Raw genomic sequence first — 11,115 nt, 5'->3', positions numbered from 1 at the left:
GGGTAACAAGAACAATCGTGTAATGGCTTTTCAGCTCGTTGAACTTTTCTTCAATGGTCTGGCTCGAGATGGGGTCGAGGGCTGAGGTTGGCTCATCGGCAAGGATGATCTCCGGGTCGACAGCCAGCCCACGGGCAAGGCAAAGACGCTGCTGCTGGCCGATAGAGAGTGCGCCGGCGGGGTCTTTCAGCCGGTCTTTCACCTCATCCCACAGGTTGACCTGCCTCAGGTAGTGCTCCACCCGCTTGTCGAGAAACCGTTTTTTCTTTCGCCCGCTGATACGCAAACCATATGCAATATTGTTGTAAATGCTCATGGGTAGAGGGTAAGGCCTCTGTGCCAGTAAACCCATCATTTTCCTGATCTTTGTGATATCATCGGTGGTATTCAGAATGTCACGGCCGTCAATGGTGATGCTACCGCTGACTTTTGCGTCGGCATGCAAGTCGGTAAGGCGGTTCAGGCTCTTCATCAGTGTGGTTTTTCCGCAACCTGATGGCCCCATAATCACGGTGATCTGCCGGTCGGGAATGGTGGCATTGATATCCTTCAGGATGTGCTGTTTACCGTAATACAGGTTGAGGTTGCTGATATCTATTTTAGCGTTGTTCATGGTTAAAAGTTGATTTTGTTTTTCTGGTATTTTCGCGAAAAGAACCTCGACAACATGCTAATTGTCAAGATAATGAAGACAAGGATTACTGCAGCCGCGTATGCTCTTTCCCGCACTTCAGGAATGGGTGATGAAAGCTGGAAAAAGATAGCCAGTGGTAATGTAGCAGTGGGTTGAGTGAGCGAAGTTGGGATGTGATCGGTATAACCTGTGGTAAAAAGGATGGAGGCAGCATCGCCGATTGCCCTTCCGAATGAGAGCAGCACCGCCGTGATTACACCTGGCACACATTGTTTCAGGAAAACACGATAGGAGGTTTCTGACCGGGTTGAGCCCAGCGACAGTGAAGATTCGAGCAACCCGCGTGGGACCGATTGAAGAATTTCGTCCATCCCGCGTACCATGATCGGAATGATGAACAAAGTCACTGTGATGATCCCTGCCAGTAGCGATGCCCTGATACCAAAGAACACCATGATGGTAAACCCAAAAGCGCCATAAACTATAGAAGGGACTCCCCAGAGCAAATCCATAACAAAACGAATTCCATTGACCAGTTTGCGGCGACGGATCAGATGGACATTCATGAAAAGAGCCAGTGGCAGCCCGAAAAGAAAGGCGAGAATAGTCGACCCCATGGACAAATAAAGCGAACCTATGATCGCATTCAGGATGCCGCCTTCTTTGCCAAAATAAAACCCGCCTTTGGGTACGCTTGAAATCATCTCCCAGGTCAGGTGCGGCAGACCGCTGTAAAGAATGCTGAAAATAATCAGAAACAGCGCCGTGGCAATGATCACTGTTGAGAAAAACATCAGCACCCTGAAAAACCATTCTTCCGCTTTTCGACGATCGATCATGATTTAGTTGTGTTTGTTGGATTTGATGATAATCACCCGGGATATAAAATTGAAAAACAGCACGATGACAAAAAGAATCAGCGCTGCCAGCATCAGCGCCGAATCATACATCGGGATCGAAAGCATCTCGCCATAATTGTTGGCTATTAATGCTGGTAAGGGATAGCCTGGTTGAAAAATTCCTTTGGGAATCTGGGTTACATTGCCAACAACTATCAGTACGGCAATGGTTTCGCCAAATGCCCGCGACATGCCTAGTCCAAAAGCAGATACAATACCCGGTAATATCTTTTTAATCAGCACCAATTTGATGGTTTGCCATTTGGTGGCACCAAGTGAAAGTGATGCTTCTTTCAGTTCTGTCGGGATATTTCTGAAAAGTTCGATCAAAATATTCAGGATGAATGGGATAATCATGATGGAGAGCACAATGGCGCCGGCCAGGATAGAATATCCGGAAACCGATTTCCCGAAAAAGGGTGCGATGTGATCGGCAATGGCCGGCACCACAACTAAAATCCCCCAGACACCAAAAATAACCGACGGAATCCCTGCCAACAGGTCAATCACCGGGTGCATCAGGTTAAGCACCCATCGTTTGGCATACTGGGTGAGATGGATGGCAGTGAGCAGGCAGATAGGAGCTGCAATAAGCAGCGAAACCACCGTGACCCATAAGGAGCTGATGATGAAAGTGTAAAAGCCAAACTGACCAGACAATGGTTTCCACTCCTTCGAAAAAAGCAGGTTGAACATGGAATGCTCTTCGAGCAGGACGGCTGACTTGTAGAGCAGGCCCGACATCAGCACGAGCGGAATGGCCAAAACCACCACCAGGCTCACTATCATCCAGGAGGTGTGCAGCTTATCACGCAGGTGGCGGCCTATATCAAACCGTCTGAATTTCATTTCAGCTTTTGTAATTCGTTCTCAATTTTTGTATCCGATAAATGCACATAACCGGCTTCACTCACATACTGCTGACCGTTGACAAGGATCCAGTGTAAAAATTCGATCACAAGTTTATTGTCCGGTTTTCCTTTTGAAACCAGGTAAAGGTCGCGTGCCGGAGGCGAGGGGTAGCGGTAATCGGCAATGGCTGCGCAAACTTCATCAAGCGTTCCGTAAAAGTCCTCTTCCGGGTCAACAATCCCATTGCCGTTCATGTCGATGGGGACGATCTCAATCCCGTCATATTTTTTCCGGGTGTTGATGTCGTAGGCATAGATCACATTGTTGTACCCCAGCCCGAGTTTATCGTTTTTCACCGCATCGGCTATGCCCGGATCGCCAAAAACCCCGATACCTTTAAGGCTTTCCTGGTTTTTGCCAAGAAATAACCCCCACATTTCGGCTGCCCCGCAGGCATCCGAGCGGGTAAAAACATTGATCTTATCACTCTCACCCGTTATTCCGGGGCATTCGTTCCATAGTTTGATGTTTTGATCAAGAAAAATTCCGATGAACGCCTCCTTCGAAATTCCGTGTTGCCTGATCTGATCCAAAAAAGGGTTGCCGGCGTTAATGGTAGCCAGCACTGCATCCTTGCTCACTGCTACCCACCACGCCCCTTTTTCGATCTCCGGTGGTGTGATCTCCCTCGAAAACATCGCCAGGTCGACCATCCCCGACAACACATCGGCCATCCCTTTTCCGGCGCCACCGGCACTGATGTCTATTCTGACATCAGGATACTCTTTTTGAAATTCCTCAGCCCAGCGCACAGTGAGCGGATAAAGCGCAAATGCTCCGGATATCGAGATCGTGCCTTTCAGTTCACCATCGTTGCTCTCCGAACTGTTTTGCCGCGAACCGCATCCGCTTTGAACCATCGCTCCGGTAAAAATTGCCATCACGATCAGAAATATACCTAATATATTCTTTTTCATTGTGTTATATTTTAGAATGAAAACTTTAATTTTGTTAATCCACACTCAGTTTAAAGTGGCAAAATTATCTCTGGCCGGTGGGCTGTACAACCCCGTTAATGCCCCAATTGAAGGAAGTTTAGACGTATTTGGGAGGTAAGTATTTATACGTAGCACCGTGAATATTCACCCCGTGAATTGCCTGCAAAGTCCACTGCAGTTTCATGTTCGTCGTTTGTTTGATAAAAATTCATCGGGGGATTTGGAATATTGTCCGCAGGTCCGTAGGTCCGATGAACTCCTTTGGAGACTCCTTTGGAGAATCTTGAATGAAAAGCAGTCACCCGGTGAATTTCCTGCATTGCCAACCACAGTTGCAAGCTTGGCGGAAATTTGATAACATTCACCGGGTGAATTTTATAAACCTGTCAGTCAGTGGATGTCCTGGTATGATTTGCTTCCACTTCTACTCCACCACCAATTTTCCACCTTCCTCCAGTCCTTTGCTGTCGAAAATCCGGTAAACGTAAGCGCCGGCCGGCACGCCTGAAATATCCACCTGCTGGTGGTTGGCGGTAAGCGCCCGTTCAAATACTGTCCTGCCAGCAAAGTCAAGCAGTTGCAGAGTGGCCGTTTTGTATTGCAGACTGAAATCCACGATTGCGAAGTCTCCGGCTGGGTTGGGGAATAGAATGGCTTCGGTTGTGGCAAAGGCAGTGGTTTCATCATCAATGCCGGTAATCAGTCCGTCGCTGTTGGTTTTCATGATCATTAAACTTCTTATGTAAGGGCTTTGAGGGGGAACTGGATTATATCCACCAGCAATCACGATTTCATCAGAATGAGATACACGCATACAATGGGCTTCAAAACTGCCGCCATCTCCTATAAATTTGTGCCAGATTAATTCGAGATCGGGAGTAAACTTAAACAATGAAATCCAGGTCGGTGTTCCGTTTGCAAAATAATTGTAGTCTTCCAGGCCGTAAGAACTGCAAAATATGAGGCTTCCGTCCGATAAAACATCCAATGAATTATAAAGAGCAGGATATGATGTAGAATCCATTAACGGTTCAAACAAATAGGTAATCAATGCTGTGCCATCAAGCGTCATTTTCATAACCCCGACCTGTTCATTTATGAAAGGCATCGGCTCACGGTAGCTCCCTGCAAGGTAAATCAGCTCATCATCAATTGGCAGTGCAGTGAAAAATTTATTGAAATAATTTGGTATTTGATGATATGCTCTATTCTCCAGTTTGAAATCATAGTCATAGATCCACCCTGAGATTGGCACAGATGGAGTATGCTCAAGCATAAAAGTATAAAATCCCTGGTTATCAGGCTTAAATAGAAAATCATAATGAATATGCCAGAAAACTAATTCCGGATCGAAAACAAAATTCAGCAATTGCCCATCCTTCGTTAGTTCAAAATATCCTGGTCTTATCCGAATTAACGGATCATTTAAATACAAAGAAGTAAAGAAAATGAACTTATCTTCATGGTGTCGCACCCGGCAAGTATGATTGATACCTCTATGTACGTCGCCATCAATAAAAAAATCATAGTTCCTGACTTCACTCAATTGCTCATCAAACTTTTTCATGAAAATTCCAGGGTGGTATTGAACAGGGTAATAGCTATCAATGTAACCAAACAAATAAACTTCATTATCAATGAATTGAATATTGCTGCACTCAGCAAGAAATAAGTCTGATTTCTTCTCCCACCATGAGTTCAAAAGATTTCCATTGCTATCCAGCTTGAGTATATAATTATTGATATTCGGTTCGTCATTCTCACGAGCATTGGCACAGACAAAAATATCTCCCCAATCGTTAAAGGCAATGTCCCTTGCCCTGAAAAGCTTAGTACTGTCGTAAATATTAAGGAATGTATCTTGTGAACGAGCAGGACTAAAAATCAATAAGACTGTAATTAAGCAAACAAATTTTTTCATCATCATAACTTAAATGTTAAACAAATTGATTTTTAAATACCAAAAAATTAAATGAATGGAAGTGTTACATAGAGAAGAGCCTTCGTAAGAATCTGATTTCACAATTGTGTGATGGGTTATCATACATTCCTCCTTTTGCAACAATCGTACAAATTTACAACGTGCCTGGGAGGGGTATTTAAACTACTGATATTCATTTTTTTGTGTCAACAGATTTCAAAAAGTTCTTAAAAACAAACCCAGCAAAGTTAAAGGAGTTTTTTTTAAGATAAGAGGTAGATTCAAATTATTTTAAATTACAGATCCCTGAAAACATGAATGAGTCCGGAGCCTGCAAAAATAGATGCAGCTTATGCTGGAGCCTAAGCTAAACGCACCACTGAACACGGGAATATTCACCCCGTGAATCATCTGCAAAAGTCACTGAAAATGATAGTTTAGTGCTCGTTTGATAGCATTCACGGGGTGACTCCAACGCGGGTCAGTGAAAGTCACCCCGTGAATCGTTAGCAAAAGTCACTGAAAATGATAATCTGGTGCTCGTTTGATAGCATTCACGGGGTGACTGCATCGAAATAGGCTGGAGCCTAAGCTGAACACAAAATCAGATTTTGAAAATTTATCCGGCAATAAATCAAATACTTATCCAATGATTCTTAATGGCATTCATCACCAGGTGGGCGGTATTGCGGGAATTGGTTTTGGAAAGGATATTTGCCCGGTGTTTGTCAACGGTTCTTTTACTGATAAAAATTTTGTCGCTGATCTCCTGGTTATTAAGCCCCTGGCAGATCAGGCTGAGAATTTCGGTTTCGCGTTCGGACAGGCTGACCGACTCTTCTGACGGTAAGCTGCTTTTATGGAAATTTTTGACAATGCTCAGCAGTAATTCTTTAGAGAAATAGTGACCGCCGGCAAGCACAGATTCGATAGCCTCACACACTTCGCTGATTTCAGAATTTTTGAGCAAAAAACCTTTTACTCCGGCATCGATCATTTTGAAATAATAGACCTCATCTCCAAACATCGAAAGGGCGATGATTTTTATTTCAGGAAACAGCTCCACAGCCCTGTGTGTTGCTTCAATCCCGTCAATCCCGGGCATATTGATGTCCATCAGTGTAATGTCGGGGATAAAATGCTCAAGCAACTTTAAATATTCCATTCCGTTTTGTGCTTCCGAAATTTCAATCCCGGGGAAGTAATTGGTCAACAGCAATTTCAGGCCATCCCTGAAGAGTTTATGGTCATCTACGATAGTCAATTTGAATGCCAGCATGTTGTAAATAAAGGATTAAATGACGATGAATTATTGTTGAGCTGCTACTGTCTCAGTTTCGTTTTGAATGTTGATCTCAACCGTAACGATGATCCCTTCACCCGGCCAGCTTTCGATTTCAAACTTTCCGTTCAGTGAGTTGATCCTTGATCGGATATTACTCAAACCCATCCCCTGATTTTCATCCAAAAGCAATTTTTCCTGGCTGAACCCTTTACCGTCATCCTGGTATAGCAACCTTAACAGTCCGGCTTCCTCATCCAGACTGATCAGTACTTTATGGGCTTCGGCATGTTTAAGGGTGTTGTTGATCAGTTCGCAAACCGTGCGATAAACGATGATTTCGGTATTGCCCGGGAATCTCTTATTACCCAGATTTGTCCTGAACTCAAACCGGATTTTTCCGGATTTTTCCAGCTTGTCGATAAATGATTCGATGGCAGTTGGTATTCCAAAACTGTCGAGTACATGAGGACTGAGATTATTCGAAATCTCTCTGAGCGAATGAATGGATTCATTTACCGAAATTATAATATTTTTCATGATCTCAGCCTGATTACCAACCCGGTTTTCGGTCGAGAGGGCCGAAACCGAGAGTTTAACGGAAGAAAGCAGCGGTCCAAGCCCGTCGTGAAGTTCTTTGGCCAGTCTTCTTCGTTCATTTTCCTCTGTTTGGATAATGGTGTTCAGCAATCGCTTGTCAGCAGCGGCGCGCGTTTCCTCCAGTTTAAATGTGTAGTTCAGCATTTTTTTTACATAAAACATCCCCACCAGCATCAGCAGCGAAATGAACACTCCCAGCCAACTGTTGAGTGCAAGTACATCATTGGTTAATTCCTTGTTTAAAAACGGAAGATATTCGATCGCCCGCCTGACGGCCATCACAGTTAAACCTATTGAAAGCAGAATCCAACTGGAATTGTACTTGGTTGCCCTGATCAGACTGACCACAATCACTACTGCAGCAAACTGCAACACAATCGAAATGATAAGCGCATATTGAGTAAACATGGCAATTATTTTATGAGGTAAAATTACTAAAAGGACAAAATCAAATGGCAGGAAAAAAAATATCTTTTGATTTTATTTTTTCGATAATTTTGGCCATCGAAGAAATTTATCACTTAACGGCTGGAAAATGGTTCTACGTGGAGAATAATGGTGCTTCAGTTTTTTGCAACACTTCATCCGATGTTCAATGACTTAAAAACTTCATTTACATAACTTTGAAAAGCAACGCACATGTTACGAAAAAAAATCCTGACTCTTTCTGTGCTTTGGGTTGTTCCTTTGATGTTGATGGCCACAGGTAATGTTCCAGAGGGAGGGCGTTCGGCGGCCATGGGGAATGCCTCGGTGGCGCTGGCCGATTTTTGGTCGCTGCAAAACAACCAGGCCGGGCTGGCCTTTTACAACCAGCCGGCTGCCGGTGTTTATTTCGAAAATCGTTTCCTTGTCAAAGAGCTGAGTCTGAACACGGGTGGTGTTGTGCTTCCGGTCAATTCGGGGGTGTTTGGGATAAAGTTTTCCTATTTCGGATTTGACCTTTACAACGAAAGCAAAGTCGGATTGGCGTATGCACGGAAGTTCGGGGAGAATTTTGCCGCCGGCCTGCAGCTTGATTACCTGATAACCTCGATTGGGGATGATTACGGCAAAAAGGGGGTGATTACTTTTGAGGCCGGCATTCAATCAAAGATCAATGAAAACCTCAGCATTGGCGCTCATGTGTTTAATCCGATCCACGCCAAAGTTGTTGAATACGCCGACGAACGTATCCCGGCCATTCTGCGGATTGGCGCAGCCTATTCGTTTGATAAAAACCTGATGCTGACCGTTGAAGCCGAAAAGGAAACCGATTTTGATCCGGCACTCCGGTTCGGCCTCGAATACCGGATCATCAATGAAGTATTTGTAAGAGGCGGCTTGTCGTCCAATCCGGGACAATACACCTTTGGTTTTGGCCTCAACCTGAACCGCCTCAAAGTTGACTTTGCCTCTTCGGTGCATCATGTGCTGGGTTATTCGCCACAGATTTCATTGACCTACAGCTTTAAATAAGCCTTATGAATACGCGGATTCAACATAACGTCCGGGGAAATTTGCTGTTAAAATCAGCTACATTTTCTTTGTTTTTTTCTTTGCTGATTTCTCAAAACACTTTTGCCCAACAGCCCCGCATCTCTATGGAAGACCGGGAATTACTTATCAGCCGGATCGAACTCATTGCTGAGCAAACTGAGGGTGAACTTGATTACACTGAATTGTTCGAAGATTTGTTTTATTTCCTCGAAAACCCGCTTAACCTCAACTTTGCTCCGTATGAACAGTTTCAACGGATCTTTTTCCTAAGCGATTTTCAAATCCACAAAATCATCGAGTACCGGAATATTTACGGACCCTTTGCGAGTATCTATGAATTACAGACAGTTGAAGGTTTTGACCAGAGCCTGATCGAGTTGTTGGAGCCATTTGTCATCGTTTCGGCGGAGCAATCTAAGGCAAAATTAGATATGAAAGATGTCCTGAAATATGGCCGGCACGATCTTTTTTTACGCTACTCCCGTGTGCTGCAGCAACAGGCAGGCTATGCTGATCTGAGCGATTCGGCAAAAGCGGCCAAACCCAACAGCTATTTCCTGGGAAGCCAGGATAAATACTACATGCGCTATGGGTTCAACTATTTCAACAGGATAAGGGTGGGGCTGACTGCCGAAAAGGATGCCGGGGAGGAATTTTTCAAAGGATCGCAGCCACAGGGATTCGATTTTTATTCAGGATTTGCTTACATGAGCGACCTGGGCATTGTTAATGAAGTTGTAGTTGGCGACTACCAACTGGAGTTTGGCCAGGGGCTGACGTTATGGTCGGGGTTGTATTTTGGGAAATCACCCGATGCCGGGTCGCTGGTGAGAAATCAGCGTCGCTTAAGACCCAGCACATCAGTGGATGAAAACCGCTATATGCGCGGAACTGCAGCCACTGTTGGACTGGGAAATTTCAAGATAACAGGGTTTTATTCTTCCAAAAAAATTGATGGAAACATGGGAGAGGTAGATACAGTGAGCCAGGAAATCCAATTCGTGACTTCCATACAGGAAACCGGCTATCATCGAACCAACGCCGAAATGGCCAACCGTAAAATCATCGGTGAGACCCTTTACGGAGGAAATATCGTCTTCAGAAAAAATAAATTCCAGGTTGGAGCTACAACCTATAAAACTTCCCTGGACAAACCGCTTACCTTGCCCGACCAGCTCTACCGCAAATTCAATTTCCAGGGAACTGATAACCTGAATTACGGGTTGGATGTAAACTTCATCGTGAACCGGTTCAATGTATTTGGTGAAATTTCAGGAAGTGAAAATGGCGGAATGGCTTATCTCGCCGGCTTTCATGCACCACTGCACCCATCGGTATCGCTCTCCTTTTTCTACCGGAATTACGGCATTGATTATCAAAATCTTTACAGCAATGCTTTCGGTGAAAGTAGTGCCAACCAAAACGAACGTGGCATCTACTCCGGCATCCTTGTTTACCTGCACCGCAACTGGACTTTCAGGGGTTATTCCGATATGTTTTATTCACCCTGGCTTCGGTACAGGATTGATTTTCCGTCGCGTGGCCATGAATACCTTGCACAACTTGATTACCACCCTAACCGGAAAATGGAAATGTACCTGCGCTATCGTTTCAAGCAAAAGCAACTAAACGAAACCACCGACCCGAACATGATCAAAGCAGGAGAAACCATCAAGGAAAGTTTCAGGTTTCATGCCTCCTATGCGGCCATGCGGCAGTTGTTGCTGAAAAGCAGGATTGAATTTCTCCGCTATAAACTCCCCGACCGCGGATTTCAAGATGGATTCCTGATTTACCAGGACGTTCAGTACCAGCCCGACAATAAGCCTTTTACTGTCACCCTCCGCTATGCCCTGTTCGACACCGACAGCTACGACGAGCGGATCTATGCCTACGAAAACGACGTACTTTATGCTTTTTCCATTCCCGCCTATTATTACAAAGGAAGCCGGTTTTATATCCTGATGAAATATGAAATTTCGGAGAAAATAGATCTTTGGCTGCGTTTTGCCCAAACCTATTACGGCAACAAAACCACCATCAGCAGCGGAATAACCGAGATTGACGGAAACATACAGTCGGAGGTGAAAGTGCAGATGAGGATTAAACTTTAAGCGATAGTATCGCTCCAAGCGATTCTATCGCTAAGCCGGAAGTCGGTTTAGGTTGAGCTGAGATTTCGGTTTTTTCAATGATTGAATCAAAAATATAAAATTCCAAATACCTTAATAAGGTAATAAAATTTAGTTTATCAATGGAATACATTTTCTCTACTAAGGTTGGGTTTTAGGATAAGGTTTCCCTTCTCAGGAAAATCAACATTCAAAAAATTGAAAACCTTATTTTCCTTCTCCAACCTTAGTAGAATTAAGTAACCATCGGGAAATCAACCTTATTCACCCAATTTCCAGGGTTAAATGCTGAGAATTTTCTAATGAAGATCATTCACC

9 protein-coding genes are annotated in these 11,115 nt (G+C 44.3%); 2 read left to right on the top strand and 7 right to left on the bottom strand.

Translation table 11 applies throughout. From position 1 onward, the window contains the following. From IH598_17470 to IH598_17440, 7 genes are all read right to left on the bottom strand, one after another. Positions 1-613: ATP-binding cassette domain-containing protein (locus IH598_17470; protein MBE0640308.1), on the bottom strand; the 613-nt coding region annotated here is incomplete at its 3' end. Between the two features lie 2 nt (positions 614-615). Beyond that, positions 616-1,473, bottom strand: coding sequence for a phosphate ABC transporter permease PstA (gene pstA / locus IH598_17465; protein MBE0640307.1), 858 nt, complete (start codon positions 1,471-1,473; stop codon positions 616-618). Positions 1,474-1,476: 3 nt separating this feature from the next. After that, the gene (gene pstC, locus IH598_17460) at positions 1,477-2,322 is read right to left on the bottom strand and encodes a phosphate ABC transporter permease subunit PstC (GenBank protein ID MBE0640306.1); all 846 of its coding nucleotides are present in this window, start codon (positions 2,320-2,322) and stop codon (positions 1,477-1,479) included. 56 nt (positions 2,323-2,378) lie between these two features. After that, positions 2,379-3,362, bottom strand: a complete 984-nt coding sequence (locus tag IH598_17455; GenBank protein ID MBE0640305.1) for a PstS family phosphate ABC transporter substrate-binding protein — start codon at positions 3,360-3,362, stop codon at positions 2,379-2,381. A 445-nt stretch (positions 3,363-3,807) separates the two neighbouring features. After that, complete coding sequence (locus tag IH598_17450) at positions 3,808-5,304, bottom strand: T9SS type A sorting domain-containing protein (GenBank protein ID MBE0640304.1); 1,497 nt, start codon at positions 5,302-5,304, stop codon at positions 3,808-3,810. Between the two features lie 634 nt (positions 5,305-5,938). Continuing rightward, on the bottom strand, positions 5,939-6,583 hold the full coding sequence (locus IH598_17445) for a response regulator transcription factor (GenBank protein MBE0640303.1): 645 nt from the start codon (positions 6,581-6,583) through the stop codon (positions 5,939-5,941). A gap of 30 nt (positions 6,584-6,613) precedes the next feature. Beyond that, the gene (locus IH598_17440) at positions 6,614-7,594 is read right to left on the bottom strand and encodes a sensor histidine kinase (GenBank protein ID MBE0640302.1); all 981 of its coding nucleotides are present in this window, start codon (positions 7,592-7,594) and stop codon (positions 6,614-6,616) included. 231 nt (positions 7,595-7,825) lie between these two features. Here IH598_17440 and IH598_17435 point away from each other — a divergent pair, with 231 nt between their 5' ends. Together IH598_17435 and IH598_17430 are read left to right on the top strand one after the other, a co-directional pair. Then, a complete protein-coding gene (locus IH598_17435) occupies positions 7,826-8,644 on the top strand; it encodes a hypothetical protein (GenBank protein ID MBE0640301.1) in 819 nt (272 codons plus the stop codon). A gap of 125 nt (positions 8,645-8,769) precedes the next feature. After that, positions 8,770-10,779, top strand: coding sequence for a helix-hairpin-helix domain-containing protein (locus tag IH598_17430; GenBank protein MBE0640300.1), 2,010 nt, complete (start codon positions 8,770-8,772; stop codon positions 10,777-10,779). Positions 10,780-11,115: the final 336 nt, after the last annotated feature.

This window comes from Bacteroidales bacterium, from assembly GCA_014860585.1.
GTDB lineage: Bacteria > Bacteroidota > Bacteroidia > Bacteroidales > 4484-276 > RZYY01.
Note: the sequence above shows the minus strand (reverse complement) of the source record. Positions and strands in the feature narration are given on the sequence as shown.

Coding starts and splice junctions, on each gene's coding strand:
- pstA (MBE0640307.1), bottom strand. CDS start 1,473: ATGATCGATCGTCGAAAAGCGGAAGAATGGTTTTTCAGGGTGCTGATG.
- pstC (MBE0640306.1), bottom strand. CDS start 2,322: ATGATAGTGAGCCTGGTGGTGGTTTTGGCCATTCCGCTCGTGCTGATG.
- IH598_17455 (MBE0640305.1), bottom strand. CDS start 3,362: ATGAAAAAGAATATATTAGGTATATTTCTGATCGTGATGGCAATTTTT.
- IH598_17450 (MBE0640304.1), bottom strand. CDS start 5,304: ATGAAAAAATTTGTTTGCTTAATTACAGTCTTATTGATTTTTAGTCCT.
- IH598_17445 (MBE0640303.1), bottom strand. CDS start 6,583: ATGCTGGCATTCAAATTGACTATCGTAGATGACCATAAACTCTTCAGG.
- IH598_17440 (MBE0640302.1), bottom strand. CDS start 7,594: ATGTTTACTCAATATGCGCTTATCATTTCGATTGTGTTGCAGTTTGCT.
- IH598_17435 (MBE0640301.1), top strand. CDS start 7,826: ATGTTACGAAAAAAAATCCTGACTCTTTCTGTGCTTTGGGTTGTTCCT.
- IH598_17430 (MBE0640300.1), top strand. CDS start 8,770: ATGGAAGACCGGGAATTACTTATCAGCCGGATCGAACTCATTGCTGAG.